Source organism: Vibrio sp. 3-2(1), from assembly GCF_963887575.1.
GTDB lineage: Bacteria > Pseudomonadota > Gammaproteobacteria > Enterobacterales > Vibrionaceae > Vibrio > Vibrio anguillarum.
Genome location: NZ_CAWPGB010000011.1, coordinates 329373 through 354297 on the forward strand (window position 1 = coordinate 329373; position 24925 = coordinate 354297).

Annotated in this window: 23 protein-coding genes; 15 read left to right on the forward strand and 8 right to left on the reverse strand. The window is 45.9% G+C overall.

Annotated features, from left to right (window positions below):
* Positions 1-4 precede the first annotated feature (4 nt).
* The gene (locus tag AACQ79_RS04080) at positions 5-772 is read right to left on the reverse strand and encodes a nucleotidyltransferase (protein ID WP_013856611.1); all 768 of its coding nucleotides are present in this window, start codon (positions 770-772) and stop codon (positions 5-7) included.
* A gap of 134 nt (positions 773-906) precedes the next feature.
* Between AACQ79_RS04080 and yeiP the strand changes: the two genes are divergently transcribed.
* Together yeiP and AACQ79_RS04090 are read left to right on the forward strand one after the other, a co-directional pair.
* Positions 907-1473 (forward strand): elongation factor P-like protein YeiP, encoded by a 567-nt coding sequence (gene yeiP / locus AACQ79_RS04085; protein ID WP_013856610.1) that lies wholly within the window; start codon positions 907-909, stop codon positions 1471-1473.
* Between the two features lie 2 nt (positions 1474-1475).
* Complete coding sequence (locus tag AACQ79_RS04090) at positions 1476-1796, forward strand: HI1450 family dsDNA-mimic protein (RefSeq protein WP_017050357.1); 321 nt, start codon at positions 1476-1478, stop codon at positions 1794-1796.
* A 98-nt stretch (positions 1797-1894) separates the two neighbouring features.
* On the opposite strand, the gene yqfB is transcribed toward AACQ79_RS04090, so the two are convergent.
* On the reverse strand, positions 1895-2239 hold the full coding sequence (gene yqfB / locus AACQ79_RS04095) for a N(4)-acetylcytidine aminohydrolase (RefSeq protein ID WP_010319023.1): 345 nt from the start codon (positions 2237-2239) through the stop codon (positions 1895-1897).
* A 191-nt stretch (positions 2240-2430) separates the two neighbouring features.
* On the opposite strand from yqfB, the gene hutC reads away from it, so the two are divergent.
* From hutC to AACQ79_RS04125, 6 genes are all read left to right on the forward strand, one after another.
* The gene (gene hutC, locus AACQ79_RS04100; RefSeq protein ID WP_038148510.1) at positions 2431-3144 is read left to right on the forward strand and encodes a histidine utilization repressor; all 714 of its coding nucleotides are present in this window, start codon (positions 2431-2433) and stop codon (positions 3142-3144) included.
* 127 nt (positions 3145-3271) lie between these two features.
* On the forward strand, positions 3272-4486 hold the full coding sequence (hutI, locus tag AACQ79_RS04105; protein ID WP_170898542.1) for an imidazolonepropionase: 1215 nt from the start codon (positions 3272-3274) through the stop codon (positions 4484-4486).
* Positions 4479-5492 carry a formimidoylglutamase gene (hutG, locus tag AACQ79_RS04110; protein ID WP_170898544.1) on the forward strand — a complete coding sequence of 338 codons (1014 nt, stop codon included), beginning with the start codon at positions 4479-4481 and terminating at the stop codon, positions 5490-5492. Before hutI ends, hutG begins: the two co-directional genes overlap by 8 nt.
* 77 nt (positions 5493-5569) lie before the next feature.
* On the forward strand, positions 5570-7267 hold the full coding sequence (gene hutU, locus AACQ79_RS04115) for a urocanate hydratase (RefSeq protein WP_013856604.1): 1698 nt from the start codon (positions 5570-5572) through the stop codon (positions 7265-7267).
* A gap of 12 nt (positions 7268-7279) precedes the next feature.
* On the forward strand, positions 7280-8812 hold the full coding sequence (gene hutH / locus AACQ79_RS04120; RefSeq protein WP_064625495.1) for a histidine ammonia-lyase: 1533 nt from the start codon (positions 7280-7282) through the stop codon (positions 8810-8812).
* 109 nt (positions 8813-8921) lie between these two features.
* On the forward strand, positions 8922-9647 hold the full coding sequence (locus AACQ79_RS04125; protein ID WP_026027168.1) for a DUF3581 domain-containing protein: 726 nt from the start codon (positions 8922-8924) through the stop codon (positions 9645-9647).
* A 141-nt stretch (positions 9648-9788) separates the two neighbouring features.
* Here AACQ79_RS04125 and AACQ79_RS04130 read toward each other — a convergent pair whose 3' ends face one another.
* Together AACQ79_RS04130 and ydiJ are read right to left on the reverse strand one after the other, a co-directional pair.
* Positions 9789-10280 carry a methyltransferase family protein gene (locus tag AACQ79_RS04130; RefSeq protein ID WP_013856601.1) on the reverse strand — a complete coding sequence of 164 codons (492 nt, stop codon included), beginning with the start codon at positions 10278-10280 and terminating at the stop codon, positions 9789-9791.
* A gap of 50 nt (positions 10281-10330) precedes the next feature.
* Positions 10331-13366: a D-2-hydroxyglutarate dehydrogenase YdiJ gene (gene ydiJ, locus AACQ79_RS04135; protein ID WP_170898547.1), complete on the reverse strand. Its 3036-nt coding sequence runs from the start codon at positions 13364-13366 to the stop codon at positions 10331-10333.
* 275 nt (positions 13367-13641) lie between these two features.
* Between ydiJ and AACQ79_RS04140 the strand changes: the two genes are divergently transcribed.
* The 5 genes from AACQ79_RS04140 to AACQ79_RS04160 all read left to right on the forward strand — a co-directional run bounded on the left by AACQ79_RS04140 (position 13642) and on the right by AACQ79_RS04160 (position 17307).
* On the forward strand, positions 13642-14331 hold the full coding sequence (locus tag AACQ79_RS04140) for a DUF3334 family protein (protein ID WP_026028133.1): 690 nt from the start codon (positions 13642-13644) through the stop codon (positions 14329-14331).
* Between the two features lie 127 nt (positions 14332-14458).
* Positions 14459-15142 carry a DUF2786 domain-containing protein gene (locus AACQ79_RS04145; RefSeq protein ID WP_017042255.1) on the forward strand — a complete coding sequence of 228 codons (684 nt, stop codon included), beginning with the start codon at positions 14459-14461 and terminating at the stop codon, positions 15140-15142.
* A 105-nt stretch (positions 15143-15247) separates the two neighbouring features.
* Positions 15248-16225 (forward strand): J domain-containing protein, encoded by a 978-nt coding sequence (locus AACQ79_RS04150; RefSeq protein ID WP_170898894.1) that lies wholly within the window; start codon positions 15248-15250, stop codon positions 16223-16225.
* Between the two features lie 172 nt (positions 16226-16397).
* The gene (locus tag AACQ79_RS04155) at positions 16398-16580 is read left to right on the forward strand and encodes a hypothetical protein (RefSeq protein ID WP_010319035.1); all 183 of its coding nucleotides are present in this window, start codon (positions 16398-16400) and stop codon (positions 16578-16580) included.
* 328 nt (positions 16581-16908) lie between these two features.
* Positions 16909-17307 carry a hypothetical protein gene (locus tag AACQ79_RS04160; protein WP_017045220.1) on the forward strand — a complete coding sequence of 133 codons (399 nt, stop codon included), beginning with the start codon at positions 16909-16911 and terminating at the stop codon, positions 17305-17307.
* A gap of 121 nt (positions 17308-17428) precedes the next feature.
* Here AACQ79_RS04160 and fabV read toward each other — a convergent pair whose 3' ends face one another.
* From fabV to AACQ79_RS04175, 3 genes are all read right to left on the reverse strand, one after another.
* Entirely contained in the window at positions 17429-18631 is a 1203-nt protein-coding gene (gene fabV, locus AACQ79_RS04165; RefSeq protein WP_026028134.1) for an enoyl-ACP reductase FabV, read from the reverse strand.
* 177 nt (positions 18632-18808) lie between these two features.
* Positions 18809-21091 (reverse strand): acyl-CoA dehydrogenase, encoded by a 2283-nt coding sequence (locus AACQ79_RS04170; protein ID WP_026028135.1) that lies wholly within the window; start codon positions 21089-21091, stop codon positions 18809-18811.
* A gap of 55 nt (positions 21092-21146) precedes the next feature.
* Positions 21147-21773, reverse strand: coding sequence for a TetR/AcrR family transcriptional regulator (locus AACQ79_RS04175; protein WP_170898549.1), 627 nt, complete (start codon positions 21771-21773; stop codon positions 21147-21149).
* Positions 21774-22220: 447 nt separating this feature from the next.
* On the opposite strand from AACQ79_RS04175, the gene AACQ79_RS04180 reads away from it, so the two are divergent.
* Together AACQ79_RS04180 and AACQ79_RS04185 are read left to right on the forward strand one after the other, a co-directional pair.
* Positions 22221-23114 (forward strand): pyridoxal-phosphate dependent enzyme, encoded by an 894-nt coding sequence (locus AACQ79_RS04180; protein ID WP_094165366.1) that lies wholly within the window; start codon positions 22221-22223, stop codon positions 23112-23114.
* 28 nt (positions 23115-23142) lie between these two features.
* Positions 23143-23397 (forward strand): DUF1496 domain-containing protein, encoded by a 255-nt coding sequence (locus tag AACQ79_RS04185; protein ID WP_010319042.1) that lies wholly within the window; start codon positions 23143-23145, stop codon positions 23395-23397.
* 11 nt (positions 23398-23408) lie between these two features.
* On the opposite strand, the gene AACQ79_RS04190 is transcribed toward AACQ79_RS04185, so the two are convergent.
* Complete coding sequence (locus AACQ79_RS04190; protein ID WP_170898551.1) at positions 23409-24860, reverse strand: NAD-dependent succinate-semialdehyde dehydrogenase; 1452 nt, start codon at positions 24858-24860, stop codon at positions 23409-23411.
* Positions 24861-24925: the final 65 nt, after the last annotated feature.

Sequence of the window (24925 nt, forward strand, 5' to 3'; positions counted from 1 at the left end):
GCGGTTAACCAATCCGAAACTCTGTTTTTTGATACTGCTTTGCAAGCCATTGCCCATAACTGTCTAGAATTCCAATCACTGAGCGTTTGGCGATCACTCGTCCAGAGAGCAAAATACCCAATCTCTCAATGTCGATTTTTTTCTCCGGATGATAACGTAAAAACTGCTGCCCGCATTCGATAGGATCATCAAACCAATTTTTGTCACGATACATAATCAAAGAATAACTGGCGCGCAGTAATTTCTTGGCAATGGCTACTTGCGCCTTGCTCTGTTCACTTTCAGAGCTGGTTTTTGCAATTTTATCACGATAAAAAAAGACCCAATCTGCGATGTCCATATTCCAGTGTTTGGCTATTTCCCAACTGGGTTCGAAATCGCCAAAGCATTCCGCCAGATCATCACCCAAGATGCAAACGCAGCAATGGCGCAACATAAATCCCCACGTAAAAATGCTCTCTAAAGTGGCTACCTCGCTCACGAGTGCAGTTTTGATCGAGACTTCGGTGATATGTGGGAAACTTTTCTGAAATCGCCATTTTATCGTATTCAGCAGAGTTGCTCGTTGCTCGGAGAAATCACGGTGCGTGACCAACACTACATCCAAATTGGAGCGCCCATAACGCGCAGTTCTGCGCGCCACACTGCCATAAAGGTAAAGACTATGTAGATTGTCACCTAACCCGGCACGCAGAAACTTGATGAGATCATCGATAGCCGCTTGATATTCAGCCTGAAAGGGTTGTTTTGGGTCAATAACCGATAAATACATAGCAAAAAGCGTTAGTTAATTTAAGAAAAAGTACACGCGGTCATGTTCTACTATGCAAAGCAATCAATCAAGATATTCCTTTTCGAAAACGGCAAGGTATAATGCGCCGAAACTAAGTATGAAGGAAAAATTCCATGCCAAAGGCGAATGAATTAAAAAAAGGGTTTGCTATTATTTCTGGTGGCAAGACGCTATTGATTAAAGACATCGAAGTGACCACTCCTGGTGGCCGCGGTGGTTCTAAAATCTACAAACTACGTTGTACTGATTTGAACACTGGCGCTCGCGTTGATGAGCGTTTAAAAGCCGATGACTTTGTCGACACCGTTGACATGAACCGCCGTGCGGTTTCGTTTTCTTATGTTGATGGTGATGAGTACATCTTCATGGATAACGAAGATTACACTCAATTTACGTTTAAACAGGCGGATATCGAAGATGAGCTACTGTTCATCACTGAAGAAATCCAAGGTATGTATGTGGTTGTCGTTGACGGTGTTGCGGTAGCACTAGATGTCCCTTCATCTGTTGAGCTTGTGATTGAAGAGACTGATCCTTCCATCAAAGGTGCTTCAGCTTCTGCGCGTTCAAAACCAGCACGTTTAAGCACTGGCCTTGTTGTGCAGGTTCCTGAATATGTCGCAACTGGCGACCGTATTATTATCAACACCGCTGAACGCAAATACATGAGCCGAGCATAATAATGTCTGATTTGATTTCTTACGACGATGCCATTGATGCGGCTTACGACATCTTTCTTGAAATGGCACCCGATAATCTAGAACCTGTTGATGTCATCCTGTTTACGGCACAATTTGAAGACCGTGGCGCGGCTGAACTGGTTGACGTTGGTGATGATTGGGTTCAACACGTGGGTTTTGACGTCGATAAGGAAGCTTACGCGGAAGTATTGATCGGTCTTGTCAACGAAGAGGACGACGTACTAGACGATGTGTTTGCAAGAATGCTCGTCAGCCGCGACCCAAACCAAAAGTTCTGCCACATTCTGTGGAAGCGTGACTAACCTCATTACTGTTGCTGCGTTTTATAATGAAATCGTCGTGACACTGTCTTGAGGCAAACAGCAATAACGCCAATCGTGATTGATTGGCGTTATTATTTTTAAGCGTGATCTTTTTCCAGAGCTTTCTCTTCAACCAGTTGATAGTGAATTACATACAACTGTTCAATATTGGGATAAATGTCTTGAATCACCTCTTTCAGTGTCGTGAGTGACATATTTTCTTGCTCTGCATGGTAGTGGCTTAATTCGCTAAATAGGATCGGTTCAACCTTATTGATTAACAAGCGGCAGAACTTTCGTCCCTCTTCCAACGTACTCACCTCGACAATAGAGCCAACTTGGTAGTGCTTTTCGCTCTCATCACGAATGGTGATCACTTTCTTTTTCGCCAAAATATCCGCTTCAAAACGAGCGAAAAAAGTCATTTCTGTTGGAGCTGTCATCGCATTTTCTCTTTATTATTTAAACCACAAGTTACGACGCCATCTTACCGTGACACTGACCCTTTGTCGTCGATAGCTGCTTCACCAATTCACAGTTTTGGCCGATGATGATCGCAAAGCCTTATCTAAATATTGCATTTCCCAGCGACTTCGTTAATTATTTGTATATTCAAATAAAACTCATCATGCCCATGTCAAGCTCACCACTTTATAGACAAATAAAACAATTTATTTTAGATAACATTGAATCCGGACACTGGCCTGTCGGCCAACGCATAAGCACCGAGCTAGAACTGACTGAGCAATTTAATGTGAGTCGGATGACGGTGAATAAAGCGATACGGGATCTGGTAGCTGATGGAAAACTGCAACGCCGACCAAGGCTAGGTACTTTTGTTTGCGCGGTAGAAGACAAAGCGGAATCACCGCTACTTGATATTCGTAATATTGCTGACGAGGTCGCTAGCCGAGGGAAGCAATATCGCAGTAAAGTCTTAAAGCAACTTGCGTTAACAGCAGATGAAAGTGTCGCTATCAAACTCGGTGTCATGCTAGGATCTTCTGTTTTTTATAGTGAAATCATTCACTTTGCTAATGATACTCCGATACAACTGGAAGTGCGTTGGGTCAATAGCCGCTACGCGCCCCACTATCTTGAACAAAACTTTTCGTTCATGACGCCCAATCAATATCTTTCACAAAACTGCCCATTAAGTGCCATTGAGCACACTGTTGAAGCCATTATTGCCGAGCATCACATCAAACAATTGTTGCAGTTGGCCGTCAATGAACCCTGTTTACTACTTAATCGCCGTACCTGGAGTGGCGATAAGTTAGTCAGCTCTGCACTGCTTTATCACCCGGGCTCGAAATACAAATTAACCTCTAAAGTGATGCTCGATTAACGCTACACATTTCAACATTCGATCACACTTTTGCAACATTCATCTTGCACCGCCTGCGCTTTTGCCTTATTTATTTGTATATACATTTAAATCAGTAGCGCACTAAGCGATAACGGTGACAATAAAGATGGATCTAATACTGACCAACGCGCGTATCGTCAGCATGGAACAAGGAGAGCTTGGCTATCAGCCTAGCTCTCCTAAAACTGTGGTGATAAAAGCGGGCAAAATTGACGCCAGCCTTGATAGCCACATTCCCATCGCCGCCGCGCCAGAACACAAAGTCATAGATTGCCAAGGCAAGCTTATCACTCCGGGGTTGATAGATTGCCATACTCACCTTATCTATGCCGGTAACCGCGCCAATGAGTTTGAAATGCGCTTGCAAGGCGTTCCCTACCCAGCGATCGCCAAGCAAGGTGGCGGTATTTTATCAACCGTCCACGCCACCCGCACCGCATCCATTGACCAATTGGTTGAGTTGGCACTACCAAGGTTAGAGGGGTTGCTGCGTTCCGGTGTCACATCCGTTGAGATCAAATCGGGCTACGGTTTAACGCTCCATGATGAGATAAAAATGCTCAAAGCGGCTAAGCACCTTGAGGATCATCGCCGCATTAAAGTCGTCACAACACTGCTCGCCGCTCACGCCATTCCACCAGAATATCAACACCGATCAGACGATTATGTTGAGCATATTTGTCAGGAAATCATCCCGCTGGTGGCCGAACAAAAACTCGCTTCGAGCGTCGATGTGTTTTGTGAATCGATTGGTTTTACGCTGGCACAAACAGAAAAAGTGTTCCAAGCCGCAATTGCGCATGGGCTGCAAGTGAAAGGTCATACCGAGCAATTATCAAACCTAGGGGGAAGCGCTTTAACCGCCCATTACCAAGGTTTGTCTGCCGATCATATCGAATATTTAGATGAGCAAGGTGTGTTTGCACTCGCCCGTTCCAATACCGTGGCAACCTTACTGCCCGGTGCTTTTTATTTCTTACGTGAAACCCAACTCCCACCGATTGATTTACTGCGTCAGCATCATATTCCAATGGCCATCGCAAGTGATTTCAACCCCGGTACATCGCCGTTTGCTGACCTCACTCTTATGATGAATATGGCGTGCACACTGTTTGGCTTAACCCCCCAAGAAGCCTTACGAGGTGTGACTCAACATGCTGCGCAAGCGTTAGGTTTTGCTGATTCTCGCGGCAAAATTGCCACTGGCTATGATGCCGATCTCGCCATTTGGAATATTAGCCACCCAGCCGATTTAAGTTATCAAGTGGGCGTACCGCGTTTGCATGCACGAGTAGTTGACGGAGCATTTACCTATGAATAACCCTATTTTTAGCAACACTCAGCACAGCTTCGAGTGGCAAGGCCGTGACGATGCCGAAGATGGCGAGTTAGGTACACGCGTTCACCATCAAACTCAACGTTGCACCGTCAATACGCTTCCCATTCAACCAAGCCAAGATGAGAAAGCCATTGCCATTATCGGTTTTGAATGCGATGCAGGGGTGGCACGCAACAAAGGGCGCATTGGCGCAAAACAGGCTCCCGATGCCATTCGCCAAGCGCTGGCCAACATGGCTTGGCATAAGCACTCTCGCTTTTTTGATCTGGGCAATATTCGTTGTATTGATGATGAGCTTGAGCTGGCTCAGCAACAGTGCGCTGATGTGATTGCCCATACGCTTAAACAAACGCCGGTTATCGTACTGGGTGGCGGTCATGAAGTCGCTTGGGCTACGTTTCAAGGCGCAGCGCGATATCTGAGTCAACAAGCCATCAGCCAACCACGAATTGGGATCATCAATTTTGACGCACATTTCGATTTGCGTGCTTTTGAGTCAGAGATCGCTTCGGTGCGACCTAGCTCGGGCACTCCTTTCAATCAAATTCATCAATGGTGCAAGCAAAATCAATGGCCATTTCATTACGCTTGCTTAGGTGTGAGCCGAGCAAGTAATACGACTGCACTGTTTCAACGAGCCGATGAACTGGGCGTTTGGTATATGCAAGATAATCAGTTTTCAGCACTGAGCCCGATTGATCATCTGCGTGAACTGCAACACTTCATTGACCAGTGTGACTATCTCTATTTGACAATTGACTTAGATGTCTTTCCAGCTGCAACGGCGCCGGGAGTCAGCGCCCCAGCGGCACGTGGCGTAAGTTATGAAGCGCTTGCCCCTTATTTTGACAAAATTTTCTACCACAAAAATAAGCTGTTAATTGCCGACATTGCCGAATACAACCCACAATTTGACCAAGACAATCAAACTGCTCGTCTCGCGGCAAGGCTGTGTTGGGATATCGCCAATGCCATGACCGACGATTAATCGCTACACCTCACTTAACCCGATACTGGCACCATAACAACAATAGCGCCACATTGTGAAACACAAGGAGTCTCAACATGACGCAACCCCATACTCAAGAGCAACGTCTTGATACCACGCGCACCATTCGCGCCCCTCACGGTACAACACTTCGAGCCAAATCGTGGTTAACCGAAGCGCCACTGCGCATGCTCATGAACAACCTTGACCCAGACGTTGCAGAGCACCCACATGCACTTGTGGTGTATGGTGGCATTGGCCGCGCGGCCCGAAATTGGCCGTGCTTTGATAAAATTGTTGAAGTGCTTGAACGCCTTGAAGAGGATCAAACGCTCTTGGTTCAATCAGGCAAACCTGTCGGTGTTTTCCCGACGCACAAAAATGCACCACGTGTGCTAATTGCCAACTCAAACCTTGTACCACATTGGGCCAACTGGGAGCACTTTAATGAGCTCGATAAGCAAGGTTTGATGATGTACGGTCAAATGACGGCTGGCTCATGGATCTACATCGGCTCACAAGGCATTGTACAAGGTACTTACGAAACCTTCGTCGCCATCGCTAAACAGCATTTTGCTGGTAGCGCAAAAGGCCGCTGGGTGTTGACTGGCGGCTTAGGTGGCATGGGCGGCGCTCAGCCATTAGCGGCAACCATGGCTGGGTTTTCCATGATTGCGGTCGAGTGTGATGAATCGCGCATCGACTACCGCTTACGCACTGGTTATGTCGATAAAAAAGCCACCAGTTTAGATGAAGCCTTGGCGATGATCGATAGCTCGGAGACACCGATTTCTGTCGGTTTGTTAGGTAATGCCGCCGATATTTTTCCACAGCTAGTTGAGCGTAATATCACCCCCGACGTGGTGACAGACCAAACCTCGGCCCATGACCCACTCAATGGTTATTTACCCTTAAATTGGAGCATGGAACACGCCGCTCAAATGCGCACTCAAGATGAAAGCCAAGTGGTCAAGGCGGCCAAAGCATCGATGGCGGTCCAAGTTCAAGCGATGTTAACGCTGCAAAAACGCGGCGCTGCCACACTCGACTACGGCAACAATATCCGCCAAATGGCTCTCGAAGAAGGAGTGGCAAACGCTTTTGACTTCCCAGGATTCGTGCCAGCCTACATTCGCCCGCTATTTTGTGAGGGGATTGGACCTTTTCGCTGGGTCGCCCTGTCTGGCGATCCCGAAGACATTTATAAAACCGATCAAAAAGTGAAAGAGTTAATCCCTGATAACCCCCATCTACATAACTGGCTAGACATGGCGCGCGAACGCATTCAATTCCAAGGCCTACCAGCTCGCATCTGTTGGGTGGGTTTGAAAGATCGCGAACGTTTAGGCCAAGCCTTTAACGCGATGGTGAAAAGTGGCGAGTTAAAAGCGCCAGTCGTGATTGGTCGCGACCATTTAGATTCCGGCTCGGTAGCAAGCCCAAACCGTGAAACTGAAGGTATGCTAGATGGCTCAGACGCTGTTTCCGATTGGCCGCTGCTCAACGCACTGCTCAATACAGCCGGTGGCGCAACTTGGGTGTCACTCCACCACGGCGGTGGCGTAGGTATGGGCTTTTCTCAGCACTCTGGCATGGTGATCTGCTGTGATGGTTCAGATGACGCAGCGCAACGCATTGCGCGTGTTTTACATAACGACCCAGCCACAGGTGTCATGCGCCATGCTGATGCAGGTTATGACATTGCGAAACGCTGTGCTAAAGAACAAAAGCTCGACCTGCCAATGCTCAACCATGAACTCGCGCAACTGAAGTAAGGACAAAAAAACATGTTAAATCTTGTTATTAAACCGGGCCAATTGAGCTTAAAAGCACTGCGTCAAGTAAGCCGAAAGCCGGTCACCGTATCACTCGACTCCAGCGCGATAGCGGGTATTGAAGCAAGCACACAAGTCGTTGAACAAGTGATTGCCGAAAATCGTACTGTTTATGGTATCAATACGGGGTTTGGCCTACTTGCCAATACTAAAATTGCCCCTGAAGATTTAGAAACCTTGCAGCGCAGCATCGTGCTTTCACACGCTGCGGGTATTGGTAAATTCATGGCGGATGAAACCGTTCGCTTGATGATGGTACTCAAAATTAATAGTCTTTCCCGTGGGTATTCTGGTATTCGACTTGAGGTGATCAACGCCTTGATGGCGTTAGTTAATCACCAAGTCTACCCCTGTGTTCCACAAAAGGGATCGGTTGGCGCATCGGGTGATTTAGCGCCTTTAGCACACATGAGTACGGTGCTGCTCGGCGAAGGGCAAGCTCGCCACAACGGCGAAATTATCTCTGGACTGGACGCGTTGAAAATCGCAGGGCTAACTCCTATTACTTTAGCGCCAAAAGAGGGGCTCGCGCTACTCAATGGCACACAAGCCTCTACCGCATTTGCCCTAGAGGGGTTATTTGCCGCAGAAGACTTATTTGCCTCCGCCATTGTATGTGGTTCAATGTCGGTCGAAGCGGCGCTGGGCAGTCGCCGCCCGTTTGATCCGCGCATTCATCGCGTTCGCGGCCATCGCGCGCAAATGGATGCCGCCAGCGCTTATCGCCATGTACTTGACAGCCGCAGCGAGATTGGTGAATCCCACACCGCATGTGAAAAAGTGCAAGATCCGTATTCACTGCGTTGCCAACCACAAGTGATGGGCGCGTGCTTACAGCAAATTCGCAATTCGGCTGAAACGCTAGAAGTGGAAGCCAATGCCGTTTCTGACAACCCTCTGGTGTTTGCAGACGATGGCGACATCATCTCTGGCGGCAATTTCCACGCAGAGCCCGTCGCAATGGCAGCGGATAATTTGGCGCTAGCGATTGCCGAAATAGGTAGTTTGTCAGAACGACGCATGGCGCTCTTGATTGACAGCGCGCTCAGCAAGCTCCCGCCATTTTTAGTGGACAACGGTGGCGTTAACTCTGGCTTTATGATTGCGCAAGTGACGGCGGCAGCGCTAGCCAGTGAAAATAAAACGCTCGCCCATCCGGCTTCTGTTGACAGCTTACCTACTTCGGCCAACCAAGAAGATCACGTGTCGATGGCAACGTTTGCTGGTCGTCGTCTGCGTGATATGAGCGAAAACACGCGTGGTATTTTAGCGGTCGAGTATCTTTCTGCCGCGCAGGGGCTCGATTTCAGAGCGCCCAATAAATCCTCCGCATTGGTCGAACAAGCGAAACAAATCCTGCGTAAAAAAGTTTCGTTTTACGATAAGGATCGCTACTTCTCGCCAGACATTGAACAAGCCAATACCTTGTTAGAACTGGCGGTACATAACTCGCTCATGCCGGAAAATCTTCTCCCTAGCTTATAATGTTACGCTATTGAGCCTCGCTCTCTGTGAGGCTCTTTTTACTGATTGGACCATTCATCGAGTGGAGTTGACTTATAATCGCGTCAGTTTTGGCTATACAGCGTACATTATGTCTCTTACATCTTATTTCTCTCATCAAGATCAAAAATTCCAGTTCACTCGCCAACAAGCGAGTCACTTTGCTAAAAAAGTGGCGGGAGATTTCAACCCAATCCACGACGAAGACAGCAAGCGTTTCTGTGTTCCGGGCGATTTGCTCTTTGCAGTATTGCTGCAAAAAGAAGGCATTAGCCAAAAGATGCGTTTTGATTTTTCAGGCATGGTCAGCGATGGCATTGCACTGCACATTGAAAATAAGTGTATGAAAGAGAGCGCTCTTGTCGATACTGCCGGCAAAGAGTATCTACACATGAGCCGTGAAGGCCAAGTAAGCCACAACACCGCATTTATCGAACACGTTGTGACGAACTATGTGCAGTTTTCTGGTATGAACTTCCCGCACATCATGGTGCCATTGATGGAAGAAGCGCAGATGATGATTAACTGCCAGCGCCCATTAGTCATCTATGAAAGCATGGAAGTGGAATTTGAACGTTTAGACCTCACTTCACCTGAAGTTGAGTTTTCTGGTGCGACGTTTGATGTTGACGGTAAACGTGGCATTGTCACGCTTAACTTTGCCTTTAAAGAAAACGGTCAAATCGTAGGGAAAGGGGTAAAGCGCATGGTAGCCAGTGGCCTGAAACCTTATGACCAAGAAGCAGTCGATGACTTAGTTAATCGCTTCAATGAACGTAAAGAGATGTTTTTAGCTCAATTTTCAAAAGCAGCCTAACCGTATTCTTTTTACTATGATTTGAGCTCTTTTGCTCATTATCTAGAACCATATTTGTTGTATAGAACCATGTTCGTTGTATAGATTGCCGCCCCGCTATTCTTGCGGGGCTTTTGATTTCGGATGCCTTACGACATTCAACTATATCCAGCGTCTGACACGCTGCTTGTAATCGACATACTCTTCGCCAAAACGCGCTTCCAGCACTCGCTCTTCTGGATAAATCTGAAAACGATTCATAAACCACACAAATAAAAATGCGACCACGAGGCTCAACCCATTGTGTTGCCAATAAGCCACGCCAAACAACAGGAAAAAGAGCCCCAGATACATCGGATTACGCGAATAGCGGTAGATACCGCTATCCACAATACACGATGTCGTTTCTGGTTTGGTTGGATTGACCGTAGTTTTCTTGCGACGAAATTCGTAAATCCCCAGTAAACCAACGATGCCAGATAAAACAAAGCAAATCGCAAAGACCACTCGAGGCAGAGGTAAAGCGAGGCTTGCAAACTCAAAACTGTATGAGATACGATGCATCAACAGTAGCGCCACAATAAATATCGCCACTGGGGGTATTTTCAGTTCAAATTTTTCCATGCTGCTCCACCTGACTGTGCTTCGCTCCAAACCAATATCGACAGTATAGTAAAAAGCCCAGTAAGGTCTGGGCTTAGGGTTTAAAACAATGCCAGTAAAGCTTGTAACGGATGCTTTGGTTTTACCTGTTCAAATCGTTTCACTTGACTACGGCAGGAATACCCTGTGATCAAGCAACGCTCTTTGGGCAGTTTTTCTAAACTTGGCTTCCAGCTTAAACCATAAATATCTTTCGACATCTCCAGCTTATCCTGTTCGTGGCCAAAGGTTCCAGCCATGCCACAACAACCAACTGGCACCGTTTTTAACTGAGAACCAAAATGGCTAAATATCGCACCCCACTCTTTTTCTGCATTCGGTAGTTTGGTCTTTTCCGTGCAATGAGCAAACAGATACCAAGGCGCGTCACTGTGGTTTTGGTGATGGTTAAACTCCGACAAACGTGGCAACAGCCACTCATGAACGGTCAGCACATCAAACTCACCACGCTTATCGCCAAGAATTTCGTTGTACTCATCACGGTAGCAAAGCACTAACGCTGGATCGACACCGACCATCGGAATGTTGAGATCCGCTACCTGCGACAAAAACGCAGCGGTGTTTTTCGCAGTGGCTGTGAATTGCTTTAAAAATCCTTTGATATGCTGCGCTTTACCATTGGGTTTGAATGGCAACAGTATCGGATTTTTGCCTAATTTGATCAGCAATTGTACGAAATCTTCAACCACCTCAGCATCGTAATAACTGGTGAATGGGTCTTGAACGATAATCACATGTTCAGCGCGATCTTGCTGTGACAGCCCAGCGAGGCGCTGCATATCGAATTTCACCACTTGGCCTGCGACACGCTTTGCCAACGTCGGTACCGAAAGCAAGGGCGCATCAACGTAACCAACGGTTGAAGCGGTGAGGCTTTGTACCCATTTCTGAGCCAACACCCCGTTCACCACTTGCGGAGCCTTTGCCATGACCGGCAAAAGCGTTTCAATATTCGAGACGAGATAATCCTTAGCCGGACGCTGATAACGTGAGTAGTAGATATTTAAAAAACGAGAGCGAAAACTCGGCACATCGACTTTGATTGGGCATTGGCTGGCACACGCTTTACACGCCAAGCAGCCGTTCATCGCTTCATACACTTCATGTGAAAAATCGTACTCGCGCGATTTATTGAAAGAGTTACGCACGCGATCAATCATGGTTTTGATGGTTGGGTTTGACTCCAACACTTGCTTCTCTAGGTCGAGAATATCCACACCCTGCTCGGTAAGTTGGCGTAACCATTCACGCACCAAACCGGCACGGCCTTTCGGTGAGTGACGACGATCCGCCGTGACTTTCATCGACGGGCACATCGGCGAACTGGTGTCATAGTTAAAGCATAAACCGTTACCATTACACTCCATCGCCTGCTTGAAACTGTCACGGACCTTCACATCGATTTGGCGATCAAAATAGCCGCGTTTGGTGTCCGTGACTTTGACCAATTCAAAATTGGTCTCAAGTGGCGTACATATTTTGCCGGGGTTCATTTTATTGTGCGGGTCAAAGGCGGCTTTAACGCGTCGTAATTCAGTAAATAGCTCCTCACCAAAAAACGCGGGGCCATATTCGGAGCGATAACCTTTGCCATGTTCGCCCCACATTAAACCGCCATATTTTGCCACCAGCTTGACTACCTCATCAGACACTTCATGCATCAGAAGCTCTTGCTGTGGGTCACACAAATCCAAAGCAGGACGCACATGCAGCACGCCGGCATCCACGTGGCCAAACATGCCATAACTGAGATTTTTACTATCCAGCAAGGTACGGAATTCGCTAATAAAATCAGCCAAGTGTTGAGGAGGAACACAAGTATCTTCAGCAAAAGCAACGGGTTTAGCCTTCCCTTTGGCCGCCCCTAATAACCCCACCGCTTTTTTGCGCATGTTGTAAATCAGGTTAATGCTCGCCAAATCACTGCACACTTGATAGCCAATGATGCCCGCTTGTTCTTGCTCAAGCATCTGCTCAAGACGCTGCGTCAATGAAGCGACCTGCTCGGCGACCTCTTGCTCGCTTTGGCCTGCGTATTCGACCATATTGATGCCTTGCATCTCTTTGCCCGGAACATCCGCTAATAACTCGCTGACGCTATGCCAAACAATATCTTGCTTAGCTAAATTTAATACTTTGGAATCGACGGTTTCAACCGATAACGCATTGGCCGCTACCATTAAAGGGGCATTACGCAATGCCGAATCAAAGCTGTTGTACTTCACATTGACTAAGGTGCGAGCTTGGGGGATAGGCGTCAGATTCAAGGTTGCTTCTGTGATGAAGACCAAAGAGCCTTCTGCGCCACAAAGTACCCGAGTGAGATTAAAGTGATCACCTTCTTCATCAAGCGCATTTTTAAGATCGTAGCCCGTCAGAAAGCGGTTAAGAGGTGGAAATTTCGCCACAATTTGTTCGCGCTTGCCACGGCATACCGCTTCGGTCACTTGCAAAGCGTTTGCAGCAAAAGTACCACTTTCAGGCAAGCCTAATGAGAGATCCGATTCAAGTACCGAGCCATCGGCAAAAACGGCTTGCAGAGACAAGACATGATCCGACGTTTTGCCATATTTTAAAGAGCCCTGCCCTGACGCATCGGTATTGATCATGCCACCAAGTGTGGCTCGGTTACTGGTCGAAAGATCCGGTGAGAAAAAATAACCTAATGGTCTGACCGCATCATTTAATTGGTCTTTCACCACACCAGCTTGTACTCTTACCCAACCTTCATCAGCATTAATTTCAAGCACTTGGTTCATGTGACGAGATAAATCAACCACAATACCTTTGGTTAACGACTGGCCATTGGTACCAGTGCCACCACCGCGCGGTGAAAAAGTGACTCTCTCAAACTCTGGTTTTGAGCTAATCTTACCAATAAGTGCTACGTCATGAGTTGATTTGGGATGCACAACGGCTTGAGGCAATTGCTGATAGACACTGTTATCAGTCGCAACAGCAAGTCGGCTAGAGTATTGTGATTCGATATCGCCGCTAAACCCCTCGTTTTCGAGTTGTTGTAAAAAGCTCAAAACGACGGGATCGACGTCCGTTTGGTGATGAAGTCTTGGTAACATTTGCTTCCTGCCCCTACTGCGCTGATCCAATCAGCTGTGGGTTAATGGTTATTTTGATATTAATCTTTGAATTTCGTCACTTTACAACATTTAAAAAGGTGATCAAATCAGAATCTCAATGCAAGAATGAATCTCTCTAAAAAGTCATCAGTACGACATTTTTCCTGTACACAACATTTTAGCTATATATAGTTAATTAACGCTTTATGCTTTATATATTGATATAGAGAGTTAAATACCGCTTTTAAACTGCAATGCACATTACGGATATCAGAATGAAAAAAAACAAGATTGTTACCACTGAAGATATTTTGCTTAAGCTTTGTCAATCAGTGTCAGGAGTGCTCAGTTCTGCAACGGCGACCAACATTGCTTACTCAGCGATGGTACAAAAAATCAACAAAACGTCACTAAAGCCAGATTTCGGCTGTTTCGTTTTGTTTGATGGTGGCTTCTCTGGGCTCGTTGTTATCAACTTTACGGCCAAGGCTGCGCTGGAAATTTACACCAGTTATATGCGCAACATGGGAATGCCAGAAGAAGAGCTGGCCGTGCTGCACACTTCTGACGAGGTGGGCGATGTACTGGGCGAATTGATGAATCAACTCGTAGGCGACTTCACAAATAAAATCCGCAAAGAACTGCAAACCAACATTACCCAAAACCAACCGAAGATGCTGTCACTCAACAAACAGGTAATTTTGTCGGTGGATACTAATTTAGATCGTCCACAAGCACGCCGAGTTACCTTCTCGACAGAAAGTAATAATATTTTCTATCTTGAACTGGCAATGGATAAAACCGAATTCATCCAACTTGAAGAGTTTGAAGTTCAAGAAGATGAAAGCCCTGATTCAATTTTAGAAGCGACTCAGCAAAAACTGTCTGCCAAAGCAAAAAACGACAAGCAAAACAACAGTGATGATGATTTGACTACAGACCTATTGGATGAACTTGGTATTTAAACCACCAACCTCCTCTCGACTCGCTGCCTGATTTTGGGCAGCGATTCTCCACTTCGCTTTCACTTCCCGCATAAAACCGCTAAAATGTCGGACTTTTCTGAAGTTGTAGAATTGTATTTGCGAATTAATGGATAAACAGAAAGCTCTAAAGAAGATCGCTAAATGTCTTGAACTTGGTAATTCCGCGAATGTGAATGAAGCGGCCAATGCCATCAAGATGGCGCATAGCCTGATGCTGAAGTATGGGCTTGATAAAGATGACATCGAATTTATCAAGATGGGCAAAACCCAATCAACCCATTTACTACCCGCATCCATCACCTCATCACTACTACGAGTGATCCGCGGTATCAATACTAAGTTTGGTGTAGAAGCGGTGCTACTCAATCATAAAGGACTCAAACGTGTTGAGTTTATTGGTGAGGCCGATCGCGCTATTTTTGCCGCATTCGCTTTTGATATCATTTACCGAGAAATGAACGAGCACACAGGCCAATTTCGAAATAGTTTCGCGGGCAGTGGCACTTCCAGCATGGAAGTCACACGGCGCGTCAATTCATTCGTTTCGGGTTGGATTGAAGGGGCATTAGAGAAGCTTCCAGTGATCACCGCCGATGATGAATCCAATAACAAAATCAATAATTACATTGATAAAGAGTTTCAAAATATTGACCGTGAAACCTTCAAGCAGCAGCTGCGTGATGCCATGAAAAATATTACCGCGGATTACGAAACTGGGTTAAAAAAAGGCCGTAAAGTATCTGTAAACCGACCGATTGATGGCGCACCTGCTCCAAAACGTCTTAGATAACCATTAATGCGCTATTCTGCTCTGTGCATTCGATAGAAATGCGCTACTATTTGAACAGAAATTAGCCCCACAAAACATGGTGAAAATTTGAGAGTTGTCCTTAGTTTGTGCCTGTTTTTCTCCTCATTAATACTGGCTTCTCCTGTTGCTGAGCTAACTGCCCAAGCTCAGCAACAAAACTCAAATGCACAATATCAATTGGCGCTGGCTTATCAGCAAGGGGACAAAGTTGCTGTTAACCTAAACAATGCGTTTTATTGGTTTCAGCAAGCGGCGCAGAATGGACACACCTTAGCCAAATCTAGGCTAGCCAATCTCTATTTAAAGGGACAAGGAACCCCAAAAGACATCCCTCAAGCTCTATTTTGGCTGACAGACTTAGCCACTAGCGGCGATGTGAATGCTCAATTACAACTCGCTAGAACGTACGAAACACTCCCTTCGCCACCCTCAGCGTTAGAATTGTCAGAAATGTGGTATCGCATTGCGGCAAGTAAGAGTAGCAAAGCCGAAGAGGGTTATGCCCGTGTATTGCAAGAAAAATTCAATCAACAACGTGCAAAGCAAGTCTCCTCCATCAGCCAATTAGACAGCGCTTTTGACAGCAGCGATGAAGCTGACATGGTGGTCAGCACTGCACCCGTTGAGCTCGACTCGACAAGCTCTATCATGACGGATTACTTATCTCTGTTGTTGCTGATGTTATTCCTTTTGATGCTTATCTATCTTTTCCGCTTCTGGAGCCGAAAACGTAAGACCCAACAACACGATAAAAATAGTCAACACCAACAAGAAATCGAATCGCAGGCCTTTATGATCAAGCAGCAAAAAAGGCAGCTTGAAAGCTTATTCAAAGAGATCAAAAGACTGCAAAACAATCATGTGGCTCAATCTCAGGATCAAAAATTACTATTAGCCTGTGCATTATTTGGCTTTAAACCCAGTGAACTTCCCGATGAAAAAAGCATCAAGCTTCGCTACAAGCAACTGTGCAAAATATACCATCCAGATCTTCAAGGCTCACAAGAAGAAATGAAACGACTCAATGGTGCGTTAAAAATCATCCTGCCTCACGTTAAGTAAATGTTATTTTTAATGCGAAATATTACCGCTCGCGATTAAAACACTCGCTAAAGATAGACAACGCAATCGATCTCCATCTCACTTAAAGTAACAAATAGTTAACTTAATTCTCTTTTATATGGGATAATACGCCGCGAAAATTACACCTAAATCTTCTAGGTGGGGAGAAAGCATGTTTACGATTGAAGGTATTTGCGATTGGTGTAAACAACCAAAGCTATTAATAAAACACGAATATATTGATGGGAAATCGCATCACTCATGTGAAAGTTGCAATGAGTTTGCGCGCATGGATGTCAGGCAGTTTAATATTGCAGAGCAAGCATTTCGAGATCGACAGTCACTGTCACATTAGGCATCAATAGCTATACATGAAAAAGCGCCAACACGGCGCTTTTTTACTGCCTGTTTTAAAGCACAACCATTTCAGCGACTATGATAACTTATCTAATTAGTGACGAGACACTGTTACTAGGATACTTACATTGATCACAAAACAGACAACAGCGCTTTATCTTTGAACAATTTGATTGTTCGCTAAAAATAGTTATTAATCAATAAATTAAAACAAAATCTAACGAATTCAAGCTTGGTTATGCTGATAAATTCAGCAAAAAAAACTTGATCAGTATCTACAACTCAAATACTGTATACACATACAGCATGTATGAAAGGACAGTATTATGCTTCAAGTAAATTTCGCTTCTCAACTATCAGCTCAGTACCCTTTGGCTAATGCCCATCGCTCAGTCAATACGATTGAACAAGCCATGATGTCAAAGCTTGCTAAGCTATCCCAGCACCAACAGCAGTGGATCTTATTCACCTCTGAATGTCCTCGACCACAGTATGAACAGTTTGCTTCTTTCAATATACATTGCGACAGAGTGATCCACATGAAACCCTCTCAAACGTTATCGGAATTAGAGATTGTGATTAAAGCTATCCGCTCCGGAAATGCCAGTGCGATAATCGCGTCAAATACTATTGAGCCTATCAACCAACACCTACTCAAGCAATTAGCGGCCGAGCACCACTGTGATGTATTTTTTGTTGCAGGGAAACAGCAACCGTTTCATTGATCGAGAAAATGCTGTTGAGGGTGAATAATGCTGTATTACCCTCCATAACGGCAAAGGCCTAGCACTGTGGCTAGACCTTTGAGATTAGAACATCTTATTGTGTCACTGTGACACCAATGGATTAGATATCAATTACATCGAATGCCACTTCAGTATCGACATCGGCTTCGTAATCAACGCCATCAACACCAAAACCGAATAACTTCAAGAATTCTTCTTTGTATTCAACGTAATCCGTCAGCTCTTTTAGGTTTTCAGTAGTGATCTGTGGCCAAAGCTCACGGCAATGCTTTTGAATATCTTCACGCAGTTCCCAGTCATCCAGACGCAGACGATTTTGCTCATCTACTTCCGGCGCACTACCGTCTTCTTTATAAAGACGTTGGCTAAACATGCGATAGATCTGTTCAATACATCCTTCATGTACACCTTGCTCACGCATTTTCTTAAACACCATTGCGATGTAAAGAGGCATAACAGGAATAGCTGAACTGGCTTGAGTAACAACCGATTTAAGAACGGCCACATTAGCCGTACCACCTAGTACAGAAAGCTGTTCATTCAGTGCCGATGCGGCGCGGTCTAAATCCATCTTCGCTTTACCTAGCGCACCATCCCAATAGATTGGCCAAGTTAGCTCAGTACCGATATAGCTATAAGCCACGGTTTTACACCCTTGAGCCAATACGCCAGCTTCAGCAAGTGCATGGATCCACAGCTCCCAATCTTGACCACCCATAACCGTTACCGTGTCTGCAATTTCCTGCTCAGTTGCAGGTTCAACACTGGCTTCAATGATGATGTCTTTATTGGTATCAACCGCTGTCGCGGTGTATGTTTGGCCAATCGGTTTCAATGATGAGCGAATCAGTTCGCCAGTTTCAGGTAACTTACGCACTGGTGAAGCAAGCGAGTAAACCACCATATCAATTTGACCTAAGTCTTGTTTGATTAGCTCGATCGCTTTCTGTTTTGCTTGGTGAGAAAATGCATCACCATTTAGGCTTTTAGCATACAAACCCGCCTCGTGAGCAAGCTTGTCAAACGCGGCTGCGTTATAAAAACCGGCGGTGCCTGGTTTTTTATCCGTGCCCGGTTTTTCAAAGAAAACACCGATGGTCGCAGCACCTCCACCAAAAGCGGCGGTAATACGAGACGAAAGGCCGTAGCCACTGGATGAGCCTACAACAAGTACACGTTTCGGTGCATTTTTGATAGGGCCTTGTGCTTTGGTGTAAGCAATTTGTTCTTTTACATTAGCTTCACAACCCACAGGGTGCGTTGTCGTACAGATAAATCCACGAATTTTAGGTTTGATGATCATATTCAACTTCCTTCAAAAATCTCCGCTAGGATAAAAGTTTCGCTCGAAGATCTCACCCTATTTCTTTAAAAACAGGCAGAAATTGCAAGTGGTTGGATCTCTCGTGGCTCAAAAAATCAGGGCACCCGACTAGGATGCCCTGATATATGGTCACACTTTTAGTGACGATATTCGCGACTAGGCGACATGATTAAGCTTTGGCTTTCCCGGCTTATTGGTCATCACCTCGCTCAAGTCATGGCTAAAGTGATCAACTTGAATCGCTTTATAACGCAGTTTGTCTGCGGCCAAAATTTGGTCTACTTCAGTTTGAGTCAACACATTTTCGCTTAAGGCTTGAGCTAATCGCTCAGTCAGAGCACCTTTACGCGCAATTTTACCCTCTTTGGCTGCGCGGAACAGCTTGCGCTCAAGTGCACTGATACCGTACATCGCCAAAAACGCTTTTTCCATCAAGCCAACGCTATCGTCTTCCTCTGGCCCAATGTAGCAAAGATGAGTGAGACGATCTCGATGTGCTCCAGGAGTCATTAAGCTTTCCGCCAGTTTGACCGACAGCTCATCGCTAGGTTTGTCATAATGGTTGCCCAAAGGGAAGACCAACACTTTAAGTAAGCGCCCAACCACTTTGTTGGGGAAGTTGCTGTACGCCTCTTGCAAAGATTTAGCCGCGTGGTACAAACAATATTGCACCGCGTAGTGCACGTAATCTAAATCGGTTTGTTGGCGGCCTTCATCTTCATACTTTTTCAAGGTCGCTGAAGCCATGTACAGATAACTCAAACCATCACCTAAACGCGCTGAGATCATCTCTTTACGTTTAAGATCGCCACCTAACGTCAACATAGCGAAATCGGCACTCACGGCAAGTGCTCGGCTAATGCGCGTTAACTGTTGGTAATACGCTTTTGTTGGGCCGCTCATTTGCGCTTTGACAAAGCGCGAACCCGTTAATGCAGCACCGAGTGCCCCAAAGGTATTTTTGGTCGCGTGGCTAATGTGCTTAAACAACAGCTTATCGAAATCTTTCGCGCCTTGCTCTGTATCAGGATTAGCCGCCGCTTCCATCTCTTTCAAAACATAAGGATGACAACGAGTGGCACCTTGGCCAAAGATCATCAAATTGCGAGTCAGGATATTGGCCCCTTCAACCGTTATTGCGACCGGGATACCGAGATAATGTGTTCCGAGGTAGTTCATTGGCCCATCTTGAATCGCTCGACCAGAGTGAATATCCATCGAATCATTTAAAATTGTGCGCGCAATTTCTGTCATATGATATTTGGCAATGGCAGTCACTATGCCCGGCTTTTCTTTCAAATCGAGCGAGGTTGTGGTTAAGGTTCGTGTCGCTTCAAGCAAATAAGTTAAGCCACCGATACGGCCCAATGCTTCAGCTACCCCTTCAAATTTACCAATCGACATGCCAAATTGCTTGCGCACATAAGCGTATGCACCTGTCGTGCGCGAAGTTAAGTGACCAATCGCCGTACCAAGTGCGGGCAATGAAATACCACGCCCTGCCGACAAACATTCCACCAGCATGCGCCAGCCTTTACCCGCATAGTCAGCACCACCGATGAGCCAATCCATCGGGATGAAAACATCTTGACCACGCGTTGGGCCGTTCATAAACGCAAGGCCGAGTGGATCATGTCGCTCGCCAATTTCCACGCCTTTGTGATTAGCAGGGATCAACGCGCAGGTAATACCGATATCGAGCTTATCGCCTAGAAGTTTTTCAGGATCACTGAGTTTGAAAGCTAGGCCTAGCACAGTTGCAACCGGAGCCAGCGTGATATAACGCTTATTCCAACTGAGTTTAATCCCAAGGACTTCTTTGCCCTCGTGCTTGCCGTAACACACCACGCCTTGATCAGGAATGCCGCCAGCATCGGAGCCTGCTTCTGGCCCGGTCAGCGCAAAACAAGGGATATCAGTACCGTCAGCTAAGCGAGGAAGCCAGTAGTCTTTCTGTTGTTGTGTACCGTAGTGAGAGAGGAGCTCTCCCGGGCCAAGCGAGTTTGGCACCATCACTGTAACAGCGGTACTGATACTGCGCGTCGCAATCCGTGACACTATGGTGGAGTTGGCGAGTGCGGAAAATTCACGACCACCGTAGGCCTTTGAAATAATCAAAGAGAAAAAACGCTCTTTACGCAGAAACGTCCACACTTCCGCTGGCAAGTCGCGATCTTCTTTCACGATTTTATGGTCATCTAACATGGACAGCAGCGTTTCCAACTCATTATCAATGAAAGATTGCTCTTCATCTGACAAGGTTGGTTTTGGGTAATGATGCAGCTTGGTAAAGTCTGGACGACCTGAAAACAGTTCACCATCCCACCAAACGCTGCCCGCTTCCATCGCCTCTTTTTCTGTCTCCGATAACGGAGGCAAAACTTGCTTAAACAGTTTAAAGGCGGGGTCGCTTATCCATTTTCTTCGTAGAGAGCTCATGATCAGATCCTTTTGTTCGCTTGGATTGTTACTTCTTATAATAGATTTAATTGGGTTAATCAGCCGCAACGCCGGCGGCTAAATAAGGAATAAGTAAGTCGACGACGGTTTTGGCATCCACTTGGTTGCCAAAATCACTTTCGGCAATCTCAGCCAATGCTTGGCTCGACGCCATGGTAAAAACACACGTGCCTAACGTGAAGTGCAAACGCCAGAATAGAGTTTCAGGCGTCAGTTTTGGGTTCGCCTTCATCACTGACTGAGTAAACAGTGACAATACATCGCTGTAGCGTGTGGTGATAAACCAACGCAAATGACCTTGCACATCGGTATAGCCGCGACCAATCAACAACATAAAACGGCTGGTACCGTTGGGCCTAACATCATTCAACGCACGTAATGGTGTACGCAATGACTCAAACACTTCCGACATTTGATATTCATCTTGGAAGTTTAACTCCTGTAGTGCTTGTTGAACGGCTGGCATAAATGCTTCTAAATAACGATTCAACACTGCACGCACTAACGTTTTCTTATCACCAAAATGGTAGTTAACCGAGGCTAGATTTACTCCAGCTTTGCTGGTGATAGCTCGTAACGATGTATCGTTGAAGCCATGTTCAGCAAACAATCCTTCTGCAACATCTAGGATTTTTTCTTTGGTACTACTTCTTGGTGCCATTTCAATCACTCGTATCAAACAGGTGTTTGAAATATACTATCGACACAATTGATTAACAAGCAATTAACATCACATTTTTACGAAATGATCGGAGCTGAAGAGCAAAATAGAAGTAAGCTAATGAAAGATAAATATTTTAAAAATAAATTGAAAAAAATGGCTTTGAGATGGAACTGATTGTGAAATGCTCAGTCTCAATAAGTGTAGTTAGCAGAGCATTAAGAATTTTACAGGCCGTCAAATTTTTCTTCTTACTGTAACTACCGATATGCTGCTTTTTCTTATTAACTCCTATGTTTATTTGTATCCGCCCAGCGCCTTTTGCTCTGGGCTTTTTTTTGCTGCATGAGAGGCAAAGCAGTAACTGACGAGCGATAAAATCGGCCAACACTGCAATTTTTACTCAGGTCAGTATATACTACGGCCCTTTTCTGCTCGAAAATCATCATGAAACTGTCTGACACCCCCATAACACAACATACTTTTGCCAATAACCGCTTCTATTTAAAACGTGATGATCAACTTCACAGCCATTTTTCAGGAAATAAAGCGCGTAAGTTTATGGCGTTATTGGATAGCGATCTCCCCGGCATCAGCACTTTAATCAGCTATGGTTCGGCGCAATCGAATGCTCTCTATTCTCTGGCAGCTCTTGCGCGCATTAAAGGGTGGAAATTTGAGTTTTATGTAGACCACATTCCAACGTGGTTACAACAAAGGCCGATTGGCAACTATCGTGGTGCACTGGATTTAGGAGCGCACATCATCGAAGTTAGCCCCATCAATATAATGGCCCCCGAGCAGTATATTGATACGATCCGTCAGCCTGATGCTTCATGCTTAGTCGTACCAGAAGGCGGTCGCTCAAAGGTGGCCGAAACGGGCATTAAGCAGTTGGCTCTAGAAATTCTCAACTGGATGAGGATGGAGACAAAAACGCAATTCGTCGTTGCGTTGCCCTCCGGGACAGGAACCACTGCGATCTACCTGCAAAAATATCTAAAACCGCACGGCATTGAGGTTCTGACCTGTGCTTGTGTAGGGGGAAATGACTACCTCATCCAACAATTTGACGAGCTTGAAGAGCGCCAGTACCCTACGATTATATCTACAGAGAAAAAGCATCACTTTGGACGATTGTACGAAGCCGATTATCGGATGTGGCAAAATCTACTTGAGCAGACTCATGTGGAATTTGATCTGTTGTATGACCCTATGATGTGGCAATGTTTGTTACCTTGGATGGAAGCTCATCCAGAAAAAACGGTGATTTATATTCATCAAGGTGGGTTACTGGGCAATGAAAGTATGCTGCCCCGCTATCAGCGGCAATTTGATTAACTACCTCACTATAAATAGGAGATACACCATGCTGAAGTACTGTGTTTGGTTATTATTGATTGCTCCTAGCTTTGGCTACACGAAAGTAATCAATACCGCTTCGCTACCGGTTGTGGTGGCTACAGAAGGTAAAGCTTTGCAACGTGTTTGCTATTATAAGGACCAAGCTTATTCTATCGGTGCAGTGATTCAAGTCGGTGAGCTGTATATGATCTGCCAAGAGGCCAATGATTTTGAAACCAATGGCCCCTTAAGATGGGTGTTACTGACTCAACAAAAATAGTGAGAGGAAGGTTAGTTTAAGCCTCCCATTAGGGTGTATTTCACTTCCAAATATTCGTCTAGCCCCTGCTTTGCTCCCTCGCGGCCAAGACCTGACTCTTTGATGCCGCCAAACGGTGCGACTGTAGTTGATATCAAACCTTCGTTAATACCAACAATACCGACTTCCAGTGCCTCACTCAAGCGCCAAGCCCGAGCCAGTGACTGCGTATAGCAGTATGCAGCTAATCCAGAATCCGTGTGGTTTGCACGTTCAATCACTTCCTCTTCGTGACTGAAACGAAACAAAGGTGCAAGTGGGCCAAAGGTTTCTTCTTGAGCCACCAACATCTCTTCTGTCATCTCTGTTAATACGTGAGGCTCAAACAAGCGGCTACCGGCTTGAGGCAGAGTGCCATATTGCACTAGAGCGCCTTGCGCGGTGGCATCCGCAATATGTAATTTGACTTTAGCCACCGCCGCATCATTGATTAAAGGCCCCATTGTTACGCCTGATTCCAACCCATTTCCCACAATCAGCTTGCTGACTTTATCAACCAATTTTTTAACAAATTTATCGTACACGCCCTCTTGCACATAGATTCGATTGGCACAGACACAAGTTTGGCCAGCGTTACGAAATTTCGCCACCATCACACCCTCTACGGCGGCATTAATGTCGGCATCATCAAACACAATAAAAGGGGCATTACCACCCAGCTCGAGCGACAACTTTTTGATGTTGTGCGCGCACTGTGCCATTAATATTTTCCCTACTCCTGTTGAGCCAGTAAATGAGAGTTTGCGTACCACTTTGCTGCTGGTTAATTGCTGCCCGATTGCGATTGCCTCTCCGGTCACCACTTGCAATAAGCCAGCGGGAAGCCCAGCACGATGCGCCAATTCTGCCAAAGCAAGAGCAGTAAAAGGCGTATCTGGTGCTGGTTTGAGTACCACTGCGCACCCAGCCGCAATCGCTGGAGCACATTTACGAGTCACCATAGCCGCAGGGAAATTCCAAGGCGTGATCGCAGCAACCACACCAATAGGTTCTTTCGATACCAGTATTCTTGCATCCGCTTTATGACTCGGAACAAACTCACCATAAGCTCGTTTTGCCTCTTCGGCATACCATTCGACAAAGCTGGCAGCATAGCTGATCTCGCCTTTCGCTTCCGCTAAAGGTTTGCCTTGCTCGTTGGTTAAAATCAGTGCCAGATCATCGCTGTGTTCAACAATCAATTCATACCAAGCTCTAAGCACTCTCGCTTTGTCCGCCGCTGGCTGTTTTTTCCACAGTTTCTGCGCAAGCTCTGCACCCTCAATCGCTTGTTGAACTTGCGCATTATCTAGCTGCGGAACCGTTCCAATCAGAGTGCCGTCATAAGGGTTGTAAACGGTTGAGGTGAGCGAATTGGATGCACAAACCCATTGACCATTGAGATAACATTGTTGTTTAAAAAGTTGAGGATCACGAAGCTGCATGACAATGCTCCTAGCGATAATAAAGGGGGGGGGGAGAAGCACAGGGTAAAAGGAAACTGAGTCAG